We start from the raw sequence: 16261 nt of genomic DNA on the forward strand, positions 1-16261 counted from the left end.
ACGGGTCGGTTACCGATTCGTTCGCTGTGTCCGTTCGCTCTCGAGGCGATGACAGCCGACGACCAGTTGCTCGGGTATCTCCTCGACGGTTCGATAGAGGCTATCGAAGACGACGGCCACCTCGTCGAAGTTCGGCCCGCGCCTGGCCCGGAGCGGATCGTCGTCCCAGTGGACGAAGCCGCCGTCCTCGAGCAGCGGTAGATGCTGGTGTCTGAGACGGACACGCAGTTCTGCAGGGTCCGTCGACAGACCTGGGGAGGTCGCTGCTTCGGGGAGTGAAATGCAGCCATCCGGTGAGGCGTCGTCGAGCGCGACGAGTAGCTGTCGGCGCGGTTCGGCGGCCAGGGCCTCGAACACCCGGTCCCACCGTAGCGCCACGCGTTCGACCGTGTCGAGTGGCTCGATAGTCATCGTATGTGACTATTGCTAACAGACTATAATAATTGTGTGAAACACTCCCAGCGTGGCAGGTCGGTTCGGGGCGGTCACCGGGTGAGCCAGGAGACCACTTTTCCGAAGAGCCGTGACTCGAGGAGTTTGCGGATGCCGGGGCTGAACTGGGCGGCCATGCGGGCGTCGGCGTCGGTGAACGCGTCAGTCGCGATCAGCGAGAGGACGTAGGTGGTGAGGACGACGAGCGGGAGGGTGGCGACGATCAGGACGTCGGAGTCGAGGACCAGGACGACGGCCCCACCTGCGGCCGTCGCCGGAATCCCGGAGAGCACCACCTTCGCGAACTCGACGGTGAACAGGTGGACGCGGTCGAGGTAGTACAGTTCGCCGATGGTGAGGAGACCGACGAGGACGAGAGCACTGGCGGAGCCGATCGCCGCGCCCTCGATGCCGTAGATGGGGATCAGGAGAAACGAGAGGACGAAGTTCGCACCGAAGAGGACGAGCGTGTTGACGAAGACGATACGCGCGTAGCCCATCCCCTGTAAGAGCGTACTGTCCGGCCCGCCGAAGGTGACGTTGAACAGAAACGCCACGCAGAGCAGCGCGACGACGGTGCTCGCGGCCGCGTACTGTGGAGTGTAAAACACCGAGAGGAACGACGCCGCGCCGAGCGAGAGCGTGATGGCGATCGGCAGGGTGAAGCCGGCGATCCAGCGGGCAGCGACGCGAAAGCGCTGTTCGACGAGGTCGGTGTCGTCTCTCGTCTCCGCGATGAGCGGCTTGAACACCGGGGCGAGCGAGTTGAAGATGATCAGGAGTGCCGAGCCGACCATGTAGCCGACCCGGTAGATGCCGACGTCGTCGGACTCGAGGAAGAAGCCGAGGATGAAGTAGTCGACGTGGCCCATGAGGACGAAGACGACGCTCGTCATCGCCAGCGGGACGGAGTAGGTGAGCAGCGGCCACGCGGGGACGAACTCGGTGTCGACGGTGAGCAGCGGCCACGCTTTGTAGAGGAAGACGGCCGTGCCGACACTGATGGCGACGAACAGGCCGACGATGTAGCCGCCGATGAGACCGAGCAGTCCGAAGCCGACGAGCAAGAGGACGATAGTGGCCGTAAACCGGACGATCGGCCGGACGAGATCACGCATGATCACCCGGTACTGGAGCTTCTTGATGCTGTAGTAGGACGTCAGGAGCACGTTGTAGATAGCGAGCATCGGGATGGTGACGCTCAACAGCAGGAGGGCGATCTGGAGCGATGGCTCGTTGAAGAACGACCCGACGAACGCGGCGCTGTAAGCGAGGGTGGCTGCGACGAGCGTCGACGTCACCAGCACGGTCGCAGTCACCTGGACGATCACGCCCTTGGCCTTGCCGTGGTCGCCGTCGTCGAGGTACTGGGGAACGAAGTAGTCGATCGCCAGCGGCAAGCCGAGGTTCGCGAACACCTGCATGAAGAGGATAATCGACGTCGCCAGCACGAACAGGCCGTAGATCGACGGGCTGACGTACCGCGTGATCACCATGACGATCGCGAAGCCGAGGACACCGTTGATGACGTTTCCGGCGAACGTGATGCTCCCCTGCTTCGCCAGCACGGAGACGCCGTCGTCGTGATCTGTCATGCCAAGTGTGTCGGTTCCGACCCCCTTCCCGGTCCGTCTCTCTCGTCCCGTCCGGAGCCACCTGGTCTCTCGCGCTGTGTCAGCTCGTGGCCAGTATCCGACGCTCCCTCCCTCACACGGCGGTGATGACCTCGAGTTCGTACGCGTCGACCGCAGCGGCGCGCTCGCCGAAGTCGGGGAACTCGATCTCGAAGTGCCACTCCTCGTCTTCGGTCACTTCCGGGACGTTCTCGATGACGCGCTCGAGTTCCTCGTCCTCGTCGTCGTAGAAGGTCGCCCGGATCTCGACCAGGCTCAGTTCCCGCTCCCCGATGTTCCGGGCGACACCCCAGACGTAGACGCGTTCGTCTTCGGTCCCCGGATTGTCCCGCACGAGTTCGTCGTAGACGATCCGTACGTCCCGGGGTTCGGTGATCTCCTCTCCGTTCTCCTCGAGGACGTCGAGACAACCCGCGGTCGCCGCGACGGCGCAGACGAGGAACGCGCGCCGATACATTCGCAGTGATCCGTTGGACTGGCCGACTCTTGAGCGTTCGGGCGTCACCACGGCGGGTGTGGCGGTTCATCGCCACCGACACCCGGGAGCGCCGCTCGCAGTGGTCGGTCGCTCACACGGCGAGTTCGTCCGTCCCGGCCGACGCCGTCGCTCTCGAGCGACCGGCTCTCGCCCCTCGAGTGCGGTCATCGTTCTCACTCATCGGCGAGTCGACCATCTACTTTTCCACTCTGGATCCGCCGGTTTCGGCGAGTTTCAGCCTCGAGAGAGCGTATCTCGATCACGGGCGAGACACGACACCTTTTTCAACATTCAGTGGTATTACTCGGTTGTATGAGCGAGTTCGAGAAGTTCAGCGACGTCGGTGAAGCGGACGTAACGCGTGCGATTGGCCAGGAGTGGACCGAGGAGTTCATGGATTTCTCCGATTCGGACGTCATCATCATCGGTGGCGGCCCGTCGGGGCTGATGGCCGCGAAGGAACTTGCCGAGCGCGACGTGAAGACGATGGTCGTCGAGAAGAACAACTACCTCGGGGGTGGTTTCTGGCTCGGCGGCTTCCTCATGAACAAGGTCACCGTCCGGAGTCCCGCCCAGGAGGTCCTCGAAGACCTCGACGTCGACTTCAAGCAGTCTCGAGACAGCGAGGGACTGTACGTCGCGAACGGTCCCCACGCCTGTTCGGCGCTGATCAAAGCCGCCTGTGACGCGGGCGCGAAGATGCAGAACATGACCGAGTTCACGGACATCGTCATCCGCGAGGACCACCGCGTCGCGGGAATCGTGATGAACTGGACGCCGGTCCACGCCCTCCCACGCGAGATCACCTGCGTCGACCCCATCGCCGTCGAGTCCAAACTCGTCATCGACGCGACCGGCCACGACGCGATGGCGATCAACAAACTCGACGAACGCGGCGTACTCGACGCCCCGGGAATCAAGGCCGCGCGCGAACGCGGGCAGGTCATGGACAAGACCGGCGGCGACACCTACGGCGCACCCGGCCACGACTCGCCCGGCCACGACTCGATGTGGGTCGGCCGCTCGGAGGACGCCGTCGTCGAACACACCGGTCTCGTCCACGACGGCCTGTTAGCCTCCGGGATGGCCGTCGCCACTGCCTACGGTCTCCCGCGCATGGGTCCCACCTTCGGTGCCATGCTCATCTCCGGCAAACGCGTCGCCCAGGTCGCCCTCGACGAACTCGGCGTCGACGCACCCGACGTCGAACTCTCGAGTCGCGTTCCCGCTGACGACTGAGGTCTCACCACTGCGACAGACACGCACACTGCTTTTTGGGCCACGATCACCGCGAGCGGTCGCTCGCTGCCGGCGAGACGACACTCGAATCGGTCACGGCCCCGACTGGCGTCCCCACTCCACGCGCCTCACCCGCCGACCCGTTGCCGAGGCTACTGCCGTCGCCGTCACCCGAGTGAGGCGGGCGGACGTTCGCGATCTCGAAGCGAGCACCGCCGTCGTCGCTCTCGGTGACCGAGACGCTCCAGCCGTGAGCGGTAGCGACCGAGGCGACGATCGAGAGCCCCAGGCCCGTTCCATCCGCTGACGTGTAGCCGTACTCGAAGACTCGGTCACCGACCTCCGGATCGATCCCCGGCCCGTCGTCGGCGACAGCGAACCCCGTTCCCGACTCGAGTGGCTCGACGCGGACCGTCTCCGCGCCGTGGTCGGCGGCGTTGCGAAAGAGGTTCTCGAGCAGCGTTCTGGTGCGCGAGGGATCGGCACGAATCCGGTGTCCCGGCTCGATCGCGTTCTCGAAGACGACCGTACGCGTGTCACTCGTCAGCCACGCCTCCTCGACGACGTGGACGAGCGAGACGCGCTCGAGTTCGTCGATCGTCTCACCCTCTCTGGCGAGCGTCAACAGGTCGTCGATCGTCTCCTCGATGCGCTCGAGTGCGGCAGTGGCGTCGGTCAGGTGCTCGAGGTCGCCCGTCTCGCGTGTGAGTTCGACGTAGCCGCTCGCGACCGACACCGGATTTCGCAGGTCGTGTGAGAGCGCGCTCGCGAAGCGCTCGAGTTGCTCGGTCTTGTGTTCTAACTCGAGGGCGTGGCGCTCGAGGTCGGTCACGTCGCGCATGATGAGCGCGTAGCCGCGGGGTTCGCCGCGGCTCGAGACCTCGGAGACACTGATCCGGAGAGTGCGAGCCGAGTCGTGCGTCGAGACGCGGATCGCGTCCGCGAAGCCGGTCGCTCCGTTCCGGTCGAGTCGTTCGACGACCGCCCCCGTCCCGCCGCCATCACAGCGAGAGCCATCCGTGGGGGCGAGCAGTTCCGGGTGTGCCGCCTCGAGCGGGTCACCGATGGATTCGTGGAGGGTCGGGAAGAGGTCGTTCGCCGCCTCGTTGAAGTCGACCAGGATGGTGTTCGTATCGACGACGATGACCGCGTCTTCGATGGACTCGAAGATGGTCTCGTGGGCGAGCGGTGAGACGGTGAACAGGCCGGTACGAAAGAGCGCGATAGCCACGAGCACGCCGAAGACACCGCTTCCGTACTGGGTGTAGGGAAACCCCGGTGCGGGCACGAGCGTCGTGTCGCTGACCCAGGCGCTGGCCCAGATGACCAGGATGCCGACGAGTACCGCTCCCGCCTTCCAGCGTGAGTGTCGCCGCGGGAAGAAAAACTGCTGTGCGAAGAGGACGAACGCGACCATCGGAAAGAGACCGAGTACGGTGAACACGGCAACCCCGGTCGGGGAAAACTCGTGTGTGACGCGGTCGAACGGCTCGGTTTCGAACGCGAACCCCGTCGACATGACGCCGAGATACGGGTCCGTCACCCAGAGACCACCCGCGAGGAGTGGACTCGCGACGAGCAGTGCCCAGACCGGTCTCGTCAGCCAGTAGTCCCGTCCCGTGTAGTAGACGGCGAGGAGGAACCAGACCACCGGCAACAGCAGGCCAATCGAGAACCAGGCTCGGTACCAGAACACCTGCCACGCCATCGTCGGCCCCAGAAACTGGACGAGCGTGAGCAGCGCCATCGTCGCGTGGCCGACGAGCAGGACGACCATCGTCGTCCCCGCTCGAGTCCGAGTCCGCCCGCGGACCCACCACGCCGCGACGAGCGAGACGAGACCAACCAGTAGTAATCCGAATAGGTGAGCACCGTAGAGCACATCCACCTCTCCCAGGGGAACAGCAATACCTGTTGTGACATCGTCACGCGGGCGAGTCATCTACAGGCTGAGCAGGCTGAGTGCCTCGGGATCGTCCGAGAATCTCCGATTCTCGGGATGACGAGACGCCTTTGGTGTCTCGAACCACTGGACCCCGAGGCGGTTCACCGTTTTTTCCGATCTGACTGGCACGGGACCGTAACGCTTTCACGCTGTGGTATCACTGATGAATATATCGATGCTCGAGCGCGTCTGTCTCTACCGGGCCCCGACGACCGTCTGCGACGTCGACGCCGTCGCCGACTGGCTACGCGACCGTCTCGCGACTCCCGTCTCCATCCGTGAGCGCTTTCTCGAGCGCCACCGGAGCGACGACCTCGCCGAACACTTCGCACGGGCGCGGGTGCGCTCGCCGTACGACCGCGAGACGGGGAACACGATGCTCGGAACGATCCGGTACGAAGAGCGCGCACTCGAGCAGCCCGAATGCACGGGTGGCGTCCTCTACGACGGTTCGCAGGTCGCGCGGGCGCTCAACGTGGTCCTCCCCGCCGACGAACGCTCGCTCGAGACCGCCCACGTCGTCTTCCTCGACCGGGCGCTCGCGACCTGGGGCGACCACGACGGCCGCTGGCACAAACGGGTGAGTGTCCTCGGCCATCCGACGCTGCTCTCGGTCCCTGGACTCTACGAAGCACCGGCGAAACCGGAGGCGTACTACAAAGCACAGCAGAGTCAGGCCCTGCTCTCGGGTGACGCCCCGCCGCGGGAGGTCCTCGAGAGCACCGTCGACGGCGAGTTCCTCGTCGAAGACGACCCCCGAACCACCGAGGCACTCTGTGGCTACGCCCTGCAGGCGGTCCACTACCTCGAGACGGGCGAGGCGTTCTGTGACGACGAGCGCTGTCGCCTCTCCAACGCCCACTACCACGAAACGCTGATCCAGGCACAGCTTCGCGAGCCCGAGTTCTGTCCGCGCCACGCCCGCCGGTACGCACTCGAGTGAGTTCGCTCCGGGCGGCCGTGAGAACTCGCGACCGGCGGACGACGCAAACCGGTGGTCCCTTCCGCTCGACGCCCCTCTTCGACCCATGGACGACCCGTTCACCGTCGACGTCCACGTTCGCTACAACGACCTCGACACCTACGACCACGTCAACAACGCCGTCTACGCGACCTACCTGGAAGAGGCGCGCATCGCCTACCTCCACGAGGTCCTCGAGAGCGACCTCGAGACGTTCACGTTCGTCGTTGCCGACCTCGCCCTCTCGTTCGAACGTCCCGTGACGCTCACCGACGACCTCTCGGTGGCACTCGAGACGACGAGTCTCGGCCGTGCGAGTCTGACGATGGCCTACGAACTCACCGTCGGTGGCGGCGAGCGCGTCGCGACCGGTGAGACCACGCTGGTACACGTCGACCCCGAAGAGAAGCGGCCAGCATCGATCCCCGACGACGTTCGCGAGCGGGTCCTCGCCTACGAGGGACTCGAGGCGTAGCAGTCGGTACTCACCCGCCAGTCAGCCGAAGACGCCCACCAGCTAGCGGACGCGTCCGCCGGTCAGCCGAACCACACCACCGGTGTGCGTCTCGTGGGCGAGTGCCGCAGACCGTTCTCGCAGGCGCGCGTGAGCACTCGAGATTCGCCCGTCGAGCAGCCGTCTCGGATCGCGCTCGTAGCGAAGGCGCGTCGTCGGCGGCGTCGAGAGGACGACCACGGCGTGAAACAGTGCGTTCACCGGCGGCGCGTACCACGCTTCGCTGCTGGCGGCGTTGACGAGGACGACGTGGCCGCCCGGCCCGACGAGGCCACACCAGTCGTCGACCGCACACGCTGGCTTCTCGAGCATCCCCGTCACGAACGTCGCGAGCACGGCGTCACAGCGCTCGAGCGGCGGGGCGGTCGCGTCACCGCGGACGACCTGTACGTGCGGGTAGTCGGCGGTGAGCGCCTGCGCCCGTCTGAGCACCGGCTCGGTGAAGTCGACGCCGATTACGGTTCCCTCGGGACCGACGCGCTCGGCCAGATAGGGCAGGTTCGCACCCGTCCCACAGCCCATCTCGACGACCGTGTCGCCGCGCTCGAGTCGACAGGCGTCGGCGGCGCGCGCTCTGAGTGCGGCGATGCCCGGAGTCCGTCGCGCCAGCAGGTCGTAGAGGCGCGCCCACCGGCCGTAGAACGCCTGTGCGTCTTCGTCGCGCTCGCCGCTGCGATCACGCATAGCTACCCGTCACTCACGAGAGGAGGCGTTGAATCGTTTCCGCCACGGACTCCGGGTCGGGACCGAGGACGTACGTGATCGGCTCGATGCCGTCGGCACCCGTCTGATAGAGCACCGTCGCCTCGGGGTGGTCCTCGATGGCCGCGCCGACGCTCGAGGCGACGTCACCCGACTCGTCGAACTCTGCCGCGACGTGGCCCGCGTCCTCGAGCGCTGCCACCAGCTCCGGATCGTACCTGATGTTGCCCGCCGCTGCGGCCTCAGATCCGTGCCGACGCGCCGCGAGGAGGACGCTCGCGACGTGGCCGGAGACGCCGAACTCGGGTTCGCCCGGAATCGTCGCCTTCCCCTTCACGTCGAAGATGCGCCCCGGCACGCCCGCGACGTCGTCGACGTCCGTCGCGTCGGGCACGCACGCGACGAGGTTCGACCCGACGGCGGGGAGCAGTCCCGCGAACCCGCTCGCGTTCTCGAGACTGCGAAGGCCGCGCCGGAGCGAGGAGAGCACCCGCTCGCTCGTGCGTAAGTCGCTGTCGGGGTCGTGGACGCGAAAGCCGGCGTCGTGTGCCGTGAGCGCCGGGACAGCGTCCTCGTGGAGGGCTGCGAGAACGTCGCCCCCGGTCTCGAGTTCGCGGATCAACACTTCGATCTCGACGAGCGCCTGGACCGGGGTGACGTCACCGCTCGCCAGCCCGTCTGCGAGCTGGGTAACCAGTGCGTCGACGCGCTCGTCGGTGGCGATCTCTTCGTTGATCGTGACGTCCCCGTGGGCGTACTTCGACACCGCGCTCTGGCTGATCCCGAGCACCTCGGCGACGTCGCTCTGGGTGAGTCCCTGGGACCTGAGTTCGCCGGCCAGCTGCGAGCGGACGGTGGGTAAGAACTCCTCGACGACGATCTCTTCGACGAATTTCATTCAGTGGCCGTGGATAAGGGACCCCGGGGAATAACTCTGCGGTCGTGAACCGACGGAGGGTCCGGGAGAGGGTGTCATACAATTCATCTCATGCCACGAGCTTGGTTCGACCCGGATTTTCACCCTGTTCGTAGTTCGTGATGGCAACGATCACTCGGAGACACAGTCCAAGANCGAATGCTTTTACCAAGAAGGTTTGTACCAGCCGAACGAACGGTGTCTTCGCCTCAGATCATATGATTAGTTGATAGGTGTCGTACTCAAATAACTGGTCTGGTGTTCTGGTTCATGACCGACGCGCTCGCACGGTATCTCACCGTCGAGAGCGAGGATGATCTGACCCGGATCGTCTTCGGCGTTCTGGAGCTGCTCGCTGGAATCCTCGAGTTGCCCGAAGGAGTGTTTTCGACCGGCTGCGATGTCGATTTCTATATCCGCATCGACTCACGGACCTCTCAGGCCCCAGACACACTGATTTTTGCCGTCAACGGCTTTCTCACCGACGAGTTTGGTGGGACAAACTTCCCGCTCATTCACGCGTGTTCCAGGGGACCGCGAATCGTCCCGACGCCGCAACTAATCTTCGACTAAGTCCGGAACAGCCATATGGCCCGCAAGGAAGCGCGAACGCTACTTAGCGCGATCAGCCCCACCGGAGCTGGGACAACAGCCCATACGTCACCCAGTTGGTGCACTTCTGGAGGAGTGGGTTCATTCGCCCTCGAGCTCGTCGAAACAGTTGACAGCACGTGCTATAAGCTGGACGACGTCACGCAATTCCTTCGCGAGGTTCGCACCCTCGCTGAAGAACACTGACGCCCTGTGGCGATTCATCAACCCCCGAAAATGGACCTCGAGCACACCTTCTGCCGGTCGGTTTTTGTGCGCCCCGAGGGCTGAGGCGCACTTCCAGTTGCCTCGAGATTACCGATGAGTACCGAGGGTGTCATACAATTCATCTCATGCCACGAGCTTGGTTCGACCCGGATTTTCACCCTGTTCGTAGTTCGTGATGGCAACGATCACTCGGAGACACAGTCCAAGATACACTTCTACCCGCGCATGGGCGCGGCCTCGGGCGCGCAGCGTCCCGAGGCCGCAATCTGAACACGCACCAAACGTTCGCTCAACTTGCGTTCGGCGCTTGTACGTCTCAGCGAGGATCGAACGCTTGAGCGTGACATCCTCGGTAAATTCATTGATTCGGTCTTCGATGCGGTATTCGATATCGAGCGGATCAGTGGTGTTTCGTGCGTTGTACGGGGCGATCGGCACGACTCCTGCTTCCAGCAGGAAGTCGTGCCAATCGAGGATGTCGTAGCCACTGTCTCCGAGCATCCAGATCGGTTGCTTGACGGCGAGCGCGTCACGGGTGACGCGCATCGCCGTCTCCTTCGAGGCCTGTTTCGCCTGCGTAAACTCCGCTGCGATCGGAATCTTTGGCCCTGCGGAAACGATCGACAGGCCGAACCCGTAGTAGTACTCTTCGGCCGTTGGGTCGTAGTTCCACGAAGCGTCATCGTTCCACGCGAGGGCTTCGAGATCAGTCGAATCGATTCGGAAGGTAGAGTCGAGCAGGCCGCAGGCAGCGGCCTGTTCGACGAGGTGGCTGAACACGTCGTCAACGACGAGTCCGAGATCGGTGAGGAAGCGATCGACCGCGTCTCTTGACGGCGGTCGATCGAAGCCACAGCTGAACCAGACGGCCGTATTCTGGAGTTCTCGGGTAACTGGACGAGGACCGTAGATCCCCTTGTAGTGGCAGTGAAGAAACCCTCTGAAGAGTTCTGGCGGATGGTGGTCTCGTGTTCGCCCCCGCTCATCGGGGGCGAACACGTCATACTCACTGAGAAAGTCAAAGTCGAGGTATTCGAAGAGCGGAAGCGTCTCGACTGCCACGAGATTAAAGAACTCGTCTATCCAAGGCTCATCTTGCAGGGTCGCTGAACTCATTCCACCTCAGCGTTCACCCTGCTCTTTGGTATGCTAACTGTTCTATGACACCCTCTCCGGGAGGCTACTCGAGGTCGCGCCCGCTCGAGCGCTGGTCGCCGCCGAACTCGTGGTCACCGCCGATCCGCGAGGCCTGCGGGCCGTCCTGGTCCTGGTACTTCGAGCCGCGCCCGCTGCCGTAGGGGCGCTCTGCGGGCGTCTTCAGCTCCGTGAACGTCAGCTGTGAGACGCGCATCCCCGGCGTGAGCGCGACGGGTGCGGTGCCGAGGTTCGAGAGTTCGAGGGTGATCTGACCTCTGTAGCCCGGATCGCACAGCCCCGCCGTGGCGTGGACGACGACGGCGAGGCGGCCGAGCGAGGAGCGCCCCTCGACGTGGGCGATCAGGTCCGCGGGAATCTCGACGCGCTCGTGGGTCGTCCCCAGCACGAAGTCGCCGGGGTGGAGGATGAAGTCCTCGCCGTCGTCGACGACCGTCTCCGTCACGTACTCGTCGACTTCGTGGTCGGCCCCCGGGTGGATACACGGGATGTTCGTCCGCCGGAACTCGAGGAAGCGCTCGCCGAGGCGCAGGTCGACGCTCGCGGGCTGAATCTGGAGGTCGTAGTCGTCGATCGGCTCGATCACGAGGTCGCCCGCCTCGAGTCGGTCGAGGATGTCGGCGTCGGAGAGGATCATTACTCGCCAGTCGAAGCACCAGTCCTAAAACCTTCGCGAAAGGGAACCACTCGTTTCGCGAAAGGGGACCAACTCGCTCGCTCGAGGTCCCACTACAGCGCCAGCGCACGATATCACCGCGCATATAGCCCCGGAGACCCTCTCTCGAGCCATGAAACAGGCCATCGTCGCCAGGACCGACATCGGCATGGGGACCGGAAAGCTCGCCGCACAGGTCGCACACGCCTCGCTCTCGGCGTTCGAAAAGACCGACTCGAGGGCGGCCTCGGCGTGGAAAGGCGGCGGCCAGAAGAAGGTGGTCCTGAAGGCGAGCGACGAGCGAACCCTCTACGAACTCGCCGAGATCGCCGACCACGAGGGCGTCCCGAACGCCGTCATCCGCGACGCCGGCCACACCCAGTTAGAACCGGGCACCGTCACCGCCCTCGCGGTCGGTCCCGCCGAGGACGACCTGGTCGACCGCGTGACGGGCGACCTCTCCTTGCTGTAGTCTTCTCGGTGCGCACCGCTGGCGGGGGTTCTTCGGCGTCTCCGATGGAGTCTCCTCCGTAGGCGCTGTCGTCACCCAGTCACGGAGAGCCACAGCGCGACGGCGACGAACACACTCGAGAGGACGAGTGCGCCAGCGATGCCAGCCCGCTTCTCGAGTGCGCCCTCGTCGTACTCGAGGAGGGCGATCAAAACGGTGGCGGCGAGCACGCCGCCGATCGTGGCGGCGCTCACGCCGCCGCCGCTCAGCACGTTCGTGGCGACGAGTGTGGTGACTGCGACACCGATTATCGTGAGCCGCTCGTTCAGGGTCGTCGTTGCCATCGTGGGTTGGTCTGGGTTCGACCGCCCGGAGCTTAAGCCCACCAGACACAGCACGCACACACGAAACCCGAGGAGTCTTTTGGCCGTCGGACCCGAGAGGGAGACGAATGCGCCCGGCACACCCACTCGAGCAGGCCGTCGGCATCGAACACTACGTCAGCGACACCGACGGCGTCGGCGGCCGCCTGCGCGCGAGCGACGCCGACTTTCGCGTCCGCGAACTCGAGCGCTTCTCGACCGAGTCGCTCGAGGCGACGACGGACGCCTACCCCCACCTCGTCGTGCGGGCGACGCTCTCGGGCTGGGACACCAACGACTTCGTCTCCCGGCTCTCCGACGCGCTGGGGATGAGCCGCAGACGCGTCTCCTGGGCTGGTACCAAGGACAAACGGGCGATCACCACCCAGCTGTTTTCGATCTACGGTGCGGAACCCGCCGACCTCCCCGAGATCCGCGGCGTCGACCTCGAGATCGTCGGCCGAGCGGGGCGCGCACTCGAGTTCGGCGACCTCGCGGGCAACGCCTTCGAACTGGCCGTGAGCGACGCCGACCGCCCCGAGAACGCCCCGGCGATCACCGACGAGTTGCGCGCCTTCGCGGACGCCGACGGCGACCAGATCGGCGTCCCCAACTTCTTCGGCCAGCAGCGCTTCGGGAGCAGGCGCCCGATCACCCACGAGGTCGGACTCGAGATCGTCCGTGGCGACTGGGAGGGCGCGGTGATGGCCTACCTCGGCGGGCCGACGGCGAGCGAACCCGAGGAGACCCAGGCCGCCCGGGCGTTCGTCGAGGAGACGCGCGACTGGCAGGCGGCGCTCGAGCGCTTCCCCCGGGGACTCGGCTACGAGCGCTCGCTGCTCCACGGCCTGGCTGAGAGCGGCGAGGGCAGCGCCCCCACCCAGGAGACGTTCCGTGCGGCGCTCGAGCGTCTCCCCGACAACCTCCAGAAGCTGTTCGTCCACGCCGCCCAGTCCTACGCGTTCAACCTGATCCTCGGCGAGCGCCTCGAGCGCGGCCTGCCCTTCGACCGGCCGGTCGAGGGTGACGTGGTCTGTTTCGCGGATCGACAGGCACCCGAGGGGCTGGCGCTGCCGGACGTCGGACGCGAGCAACGCGTCTCCGAACGCCGCCTGCGCTCTGTCACCCGTCACTGTGAGCGCGGCCGGGCGTTCGTCACCGCCCCGCTGGTCGGCACCGAGACCGACGTCGCCGCGGGCGAACCCGGTGAGATCGAACGCGACGTCCTCGCGAGACTCGACCTCGAGCCGGGGGACTTCGACCTCCCGGACGACCATCACTCGAGCGGGACTCGACGGGCGATTCTCGTCACCACGGAACTCGAGACCGAGGCCGACCCGCTCTCGCTCGCGTTCTCGCTGCCGAAGGGCTCGTACGCGACGGTCGTGATGCGGGAGTACCTGAAGGTGGATCCGATCGACCTCGGCTGAGCGGACGCTCGCCCGAGCGCCCGAGTCGGGCGGTGAAACACACCGGTTTTAGGGAGCGACCACGAACGCCCGCTATGGAGTGTCGCCAGTGTGGTTCGCCCCTCGAGAGACCCGGGGACTTCTGTCTCGTCTGTGAGGGGGCGAACGCCGACGCGGTCGTCCTCGCGGCCACGCGCGAGCGAGCGACGCTGACGGTACTCGAGGGCGAGGAGGTGCTCGGCGAGACGACGATCACGACCACGCCCGAGGAGGGTGAGAACGAGGTCGTCGAACTGCGAAACTTCGCCGGACTGATCGGCGACGAACTGCGCCGCAAGCGCCCCGAAGAGGTGTTCGCTGCAGGCGATCGGGACGTGGTACGGAGCGTTCGCGAGGACGTCCACTACGCCTTCTACCGCGTCGACGAGACGGACCCGGTGGGGGACGTGCTCTCGCGTCGCGGGACGCGCGCGCTCGACGTGGTCGAGCGCCCCGTCAGCGAGAAGATCGGCGGCAGTCACACGACGCTCATCGGCGGCCGAGACGGGATGGGCGTCATCGCGTCGGTCGCGGCGCACCCGCACGTGAAGAAGGTGATTCCGGGACCGATCGACGCCGGCGGCAAAGGCTCGCAGTCGGGCCTGCGCGCGAAGGTGACCCGTTCGGACGACGGCGGGAACCTCAGACTGCTCGTCAGAGACGGCTCGAGCGTCCAGGAGAACCGCATCGTCACCACGGCTCGAGACCGCGAACTCGGCGAACGCGTCCGCGAAGACCTGAACGACGCGCTCGCCGAGGACGGGTTCCGGTGACCGACTCGCAGCCCCCAGCCTTTTCGGTCTCGATACTGTCAGATTCCTCCACCATGGTCGCCCGCGAAGACGCCGTGCTGGCGCTCGTCGCCGTGCTCGCCCTCAGTGGTCCCCTCCTCCGGACGTTCGTCACCGTCTCGGGACGGGGGACGGCCGTGCTCGCGATTCCGCTCGTCCCGGCGGGCTTTCTCGCGGCGCTCCTGGTGATCGTCGGCGAACTGTTCGTCGCCCAGCGCGTCGTCTCGTGACGACCGGAACTCAACAGGTTTAAGCGTCCCCTGCGGGTAGCATCGGGTATTATGGCCAAGCAAGGGAAGCGAATTGTTGGCAGTGCAGGCCGCTTCGGCGCGCGCTACGGCCGCGTCGCCCGACGACGCGTCAGTGAGATCGAACACGACATGAACCACGCAGAAGTCGACGACACCGACGTCACCCGCGTCGGCACCGGTATCTGGCGCAACGAGGACACCGGCGAACTGTTCACCGGCGGTGCCTACCGGCCGGAGACGCCCGCTGGCCGGACCGTCACGCGCTCGATCCGCGCCGCACTCGGCGAAGACAACGAATAAACCCCACCGGTTCGTATCTACACCGTCACATGAGCTACAAGTGCTCCCGCTGTAAGCGAGACGTCGAACTGGACGAGTACGGTGGCGTCCGCTGTCCCTACTGCGGACACCGCGTCCTCCTGAAAGAGCGCAGCCGCGACGTGAAAGAAGTCTCGGTGCACTGAGAAGCCGCACACCGCCTTCGAGTGTCTTCTCACACCGCCTCACTCGAGTTCGAAGCCGACTCCACCGAGAGCGCCCGCCTCCTCACCGCGAGCGTCGCTCGAGAGGTCGGCCAGATCGACGACGAACGCTCGGCGACGACCATCCGTCGTGAGGGCTCGACCGTCGTCTGTGAGGTCACGGCGACGGACGTAACCGCGTTGCGTGCGGCGCTCAACACCTGGTTCTCGCTCGTCTCCGTCGCCGAGTCCGTCCACGCCATCGGTGAGCGGGCGCTCGAGTGAACCGGGAACCGCTGCACCGGCTACCGAGCCCGTTAGGCGACGGCGAATCCGCTCACGAGGACGTAGCCACCGACGAGCACTAACACCGTCGAGACGAGCCACCGGTCGAGTCGCTCCGAGATGCCGTCGACGACGACGCGCGAGACGACGAGACGGGCGACGAGGAAGACGAAGCCAGCACCGATCACGTACGACGTGACGACGAGCGCCAGTTCGCTCCTCGAGAGGTCGGCGAAGAACGGGATGTAGACGGCGAGGTTCTCACCGCTGAGACCGATGCTCGCGCTGGTGACGACACCGACCCGGCCGACAGCGTTCGGCACGGGAATGGACTGTTCGACCGTCGTCTCCGGCGGGCGACGGAAGAGACCCCAGAGACCGATGCTGAGGGGGAGGACGCCGAGGAGGAACGTCCACTCGTGAAAGAGTTCGGCGGCGACGGCCGCGCCGACGACTGCGGCGACGAGTCCGACACCGAAACCGACGGAGTGGCCGACGAACACCTCCCAGCTCCGATACTCGTTGTCCGCACAGAAGACGCCGACAACGAGGAGCGCATCGAGGTTCGTCACGACGAACAGCCACAGACCGACGAGCAAGAGAGTCTCCACGGACGGTACGAACGTCCCACCGGACCCGTATATCGCTTCCTCTCTATGGCGCTCGCTCGCCGGTGTGGCGACCGTCAGACAGCGCGCCACGTACCCTGCTCACCCCACGCGGTCGGACATCGATACCGCCGGGGTTTATCAGTCAGGGACT

The 16261-nt window shown here is 65.5% G+C and carries 20 protein-coding genes and 1 pseudogene; 11 read left to right on the forward strand and 10 right to left on the reverse strand.

The features are described from left to right. Positions 1-9: 9 nt before the first annotated feature. The 3 genes from N0B15_RS07075 to N0B15_RS07085 form a co-directional block, all read right to left on the reverse strand. Positions 10-411 (reverse strand): hypothetical protein, encoded by a 402-nt coding sequence (locus tag N0B15_RS07075; protein WP_263018924.1) that lies wholly within the window; start codon positions 409-411, stop codon positions 10-12. 74 nt (positions 412-485) lie between these two features. Continuing rightward, the gene (locus N0B15_RS07080) at positions 486-2027 is read right to left on the reverse strand and encodes a flippase (protein ID WP_263018926.1); all 1542 of its coding nucleotides are present in this window, start codon (positions 2025-2027) and stop codon (positions 486-488) included. 112 nt (positions 2028-2139) lie between these two features. Then, entirely contained in the window at positions 2140-2523 is a 384-nt protein-coding gene (locus tag N0B15_RS07085) for an FxLYD domain-containing protein (protein ID WP_263018928.1), read from the reverse strand. 333 nt (positions 2524-2856) lie between these two features. Between N0B15_RS07085 and N0B15_RS07090 the strand changes: the two genes are divergently transcribed. Beyond that, entirely contained in the window at positions 2857-3783 is a 927-nt protein-coding gene (locus tag N0B15_RS07090; protein WP_263018930.1) for a sulfide-dependent adenosine diphosphate thiazole synthase, read from the forward strand. Positions 3784-3829: 46 nt separating this feature from the next. Here the strand turns inward: N0B15_RS07090 and N0B15_RS07095 are convergent, their stop codons facing one another. After that, positions 3830-5665 (reverse strand): histidine kinase N-terminal 7TM domain-containing protein, encoded by a 1836-nt coding sequence (locus N0B15_RS07095; protein WP_263018932.1) that lies wholly within the window; start codon positions 5663-5665, stop codon positions 3830-3832. Between the two features lie 238 nt (positions 5666-5903). Here N0B15_RS07095 and N0B15_RS07100 point away from each other — a divergent pair, with 238 nt between their 5' ends. Further along, a complete protein-coding gene (locus N0B15_RS07100) occupies positions 5904-6671 on the forward strand; it encodes a DUF7001 family protein (RefSeq protein ID WP_263018933.1) in 768 nt (255 codons plus the stop codon). Between the two features lie 85 nt (positions 6672-6756). Continuing rightward, positions 6757-7164, forward strand: a complete 408-nt coding sequence (locus N0B15_RS07105; protein ID WP_263018935.1) for an acyl-CoA thioesterase — start codon at positions 6757-6759, stop codon at positions 7162-7164. A 42-nt stretch (positions 7165-7206) separates the two neighbouring features. Here the strand turns inward: N0B15_RS07105 and N0B15_RS07110 are convergent, their stop codons facing one another. Next, entirely contained in the window at positions 7207-7887 is a 681-nt protein-coding gene (locus N0B15_RS07110) for a class I SAM-dependent methyltransferase (protein WP_263018936.1), read from the reverse strand. A gap of 13 nt (positions 7888-7900) precedes the next feature. After that, complete coding sequence (locus N0B15_RS07115) at positions 7901-8803, reverse strand: thiamine-phosphate synthase family protein (protein ID WP_263018938.1); 903 nt, start codon at positions 8801-8803, stop codon at positions 7901-7903. Between the two features lie 483 nt (positions 8804-9286). On the opposite strand from N0B15_RS07115, the pseudogene N0B15_RS18310 reads away from it, so the two are divergent. Continuing rightward, positions 9287-9546 (forward strand): annotated as a pseudogene (locus tag N0B15_RS18310) (hypothetical protein); the annotation flags it as partial. Between the two features lie 217 nt (positions 9547-9763). Here N0B15_RS18310 and N0B15_RS07125 read toward each other — a convergent pair. Together N0B15_RS07125 and dcd are read right to left on the reverse strand one after the other, a co-directional pair. Then, a complete protein-coding gene (locus N0B15_RS07125; RefSeq protein ID WP_263018940.1) occupies positions 9764-10756 on the reverse strand; it encodes a transposase in 993 nt (330 codons plus the stop codon). A gap of 64 nt (positions 10757-10820) precedes the next feature. Next, positions 10821-11432 (reverse strand): dCTP deaminase, encoded by a 612-nt coding sequence (gene dcd / locus N0B15_RS07130; RefSeq protein WP_263018941.1) that lies wholly within the window; start codon positions 11430-11432, stop codon positions 10821-10823. Positions 11433-11583: 151 nt separating this feature from the next. Between dcd and pth2 the strand changes: the two genes are divergently transcribed. Continuing rightward, the gene (gene pth2, locus N0B15_RS07135) at positions 11584-11922 is read left to right on the forward strand and encodes a peptidyl-tRNA hydrolase Pth2 (RefSeq protein WP_263018942.1); all 339 of its coding nucleotides are present in this window, start codon (positions 11584-11586) and stop codon (positions 11920-11922) included. A gap of 71 nt (positions 11923-11993) precedes the next feature. On the opposite strand, the gene N0B15_RS07140 is transcribed toward pth2, so the two are convergent. After that, positions 11994-12245: a hypothetical protein gene (locus tag N0B15_RS07140; RefSeq protein ID WP_263018943.1), complete on the reverse strand. Its 252-nt coding sequence runs from the start codon at positions 12243-12245 to the stop codon at positions 11994-11996. A 107-nt stretch (positions 12246-12352) separates the two neighbouring features. Here N0B15_RS07140 and truD point away from each other — a divergent pair, with 107 nt between their 5' ends. From truD to N0B15_RS07170, 6 genes are all read left to right on the forward strand, one after another. After that, positions 12353-13693 carry a tRNA pseudouridine(13) synthase TruD gene (gene truD / locus N0B15_RS07145; protein WP_263018944.1) on the forward strand — a complete coding sequence of 447 codons (1341 nt, stop codon included), beginning with the start codon at positions 12353-12355 and terminating at the stop codon, positions 13691-13693. Positions 13694-13767: 74 nt separating this feature from the next. Beyond that, the gene (locus N0B15_RS07150) at positions 13768-14484 is read left to right on the forward strand and encodes a DUF2103 domain-containing protein (RefSeq protein WP_263018945.1); all 717 of its coding nucleotides are present in this window, start codon (positions 13768-13770) and stop codon (positions 14482-14484) included. A 53-nt stretch (positions 14485-14537) separates the two neighbouring features. After that, positions 14538-14732 (forward strand): hypothetical protein, encoded by a 195-nt coding sequence (locus tag N0B15_RS07155; protein ID WP_263018947.1) that lies wholly within the window; start codon positions 14538-14540, stop codon positions 14730-14732. A gap of 51 nt (positions 14733-14783) precedes the next feature. After that, positions 14784-15053: an eL43 family ribosomal protein gene (locus tag N0B15_RS07160; RefSeq protein WP_263018948.1), complete on the forward strand. Its 270-nt coding sequence runs from the start codon at positions 14784-14786 to the stop codon at positions 15051-15053. 29 nt (positions 15054-15082) lie between these two features. Next, complete coding sequence (locus N0B15_RS07165; RefSeq protein ID WP_263018949.1) at positions 15083-15217, forward strand: DNA-directed RNA polymerase subunit P; 135 nt, start codon at positions 15083-15085, stop codon at positions 15215-15217. Between the two features lie 21 nt (positions 15218-15238). After that, the gene (locus N0B15_RS07170; RefSeq protein WP_263018950.1) at positions 15239-15499 is read left to right on the forward strand and encodes a KEOPS complex subunit Pcc1; all 261 of its coding nucleotides are present in this window, start codon (positions 15239-15241) and stop codon (positions 15497-15499) included. 32 nt (positions 15500-15531) lie between these two features. Here the strand turns inward: N0B15_RS07170 and N0B15_RS07175 are convergent, their stop codons facing one another. Next, on the reverse strand, positions 15532-16110 hold the full coding sequence (locus tag N0B15_RS07175; RefSeq protein WP_263018951.1) for a cadmium resistance transporter: 579 nt from the start codon (positions 16108-16110) through the stop codon (positions 15532-15534). Between the last annotated feature and the right edge of the window lie 151 nt (positions 16111-16261).

It is taken from the genome of Natronobiforma cellulositropha (assembly GCF_025629245.1).
Taxonomy (GTDB): Archaea; Halobacteriota; Halobacteria; order Halobacteriales; family Natrialbaceae; genus Natronobiforma; species Natronobiforma cellulositropha.

Excerpts from the sequence above, each read along its gene's own strand:
- N0B15_RS07075 (WP_263018924.1), bottom strand. The coding sequence starts at position 411 with ATGACTATCGAGCCACTCGACACGGTCGAACGCGTGGCGCTACGGTGG.
- N0B15_RS07080 (WP_263018926.1), bottom strand. The coding sequence starts at position 2,027 with ATGACAGATCACGACGACGGCGTCTCCGTGCTGGCGAAGCAGGGGAGC.
- N0B15_RS07085 (WP_263018928.1), bottom strand. The coding sequence starts at position 2,523 with ATGTATCGGCGCGCGTTCCTCGTCTGCGCCGTCGCGGCGACCGCGGGT.
- N0B15_RS07090 (WP_263018930.1), top strand. The coding sequence starts at position 2,857 with ATGAGCGAGTTCGAGAAGTTCAGCGACGTCGGTGAAGCGGACGTAACG.
- N0B15_RS07100 (WP_263018933.1), top strand. The coding sequence starts at position 5,904 with ATGCTCGAGCGCGTCTGTCTCTACCGGGCCCCGACGACCGTCTGCGAC.
- N0B15_RS07105 (WP_263018935.1), top strand. The coding sequence starts at position 6,757 with ATGGACGACCCGTTCACCGTCGACGTCCACGTTCGCTACAACGACCTC.
- N0B15_RS07110 (WP_263018936.1), bottom strand. The coding sequence starts at position 7,887 with ATGCGTGATCGCAGCGGCGAGCGCGACGAAGACGCACAGGCGTTCTAC.
- N0B15_RS07115 (WP_263018938.1), bottom strand. The coding sequence starts at position 8,803 with ATGAAATTCGTCGAAGAGATCGTCGTCGAGGAGTTCTTACCCACCGTC.
- N0B15_RS07125 (WP_263018940.1), bottom strand. The coding sequence starts at position 10,756 with ATGAGTTCAGCGACCCTGCAAGATGAGCCTTGGATAGACGAGTTCTTT.
- dcd (WP_263018941.1), bottom strand. The coding sequence starts at position 11,432 with ATGATCCTCTCCGACGCCGACATCCTCGACCGACTCGAGGCGGGCGAC.
- pth2 (WP_263018942.1), top strand. The coding sequence starts at position 11,584 with ATGAAACAGGCCATCGTCGCCAGGACCGACATCGGCATGGGGACCGGA.
- N0B15_RS07140 (WP_263018943.1), bottom strand. The coding sequence starts at position 12,245 with ATGGCAACGACGACCCTGAACGAGCGGCTCACGATAATCGGTGTCGCA.
- truD (WP_263018944.1), top strand. The coding sequence starts at position 12,353 with ATGCGCCCGGCACACCCACTCGAGCAGGCCGTCGGCATCGAACACTAC.
- N0B15_RS07150 (WP_263018945.1), top strand. The coding sequence starts at position 13,768 with ATGGAGTGTCGCCAGTGTGGTTCGCCCCTCGAGAGACCCGGGGACTTC.
- N0B15_RS07155 (WP_263018947.1), top strand. The coding sequence starts at position 14,538 with ATGGTCGCCCGCGAAGACGCCGTGCTGGCGCTCGTCGCCGTGCTCGCC.
- N0B15_RS07160 (WP_263018948.1), top strand. The coding sequence starts at position 14,784 with ATGGCCAAGCAAGGGAAGCGAATTGTTGGCAGTGCAGGCCGCTTCGGC.
- N0B15_RS07165 (WP_263018949.1), top strand. The coding sequence starts at position 15,083 with ATGAGCTACAAGTGCTCCCGCTGTAAGCGAGACGTCGAACTGGACGAG.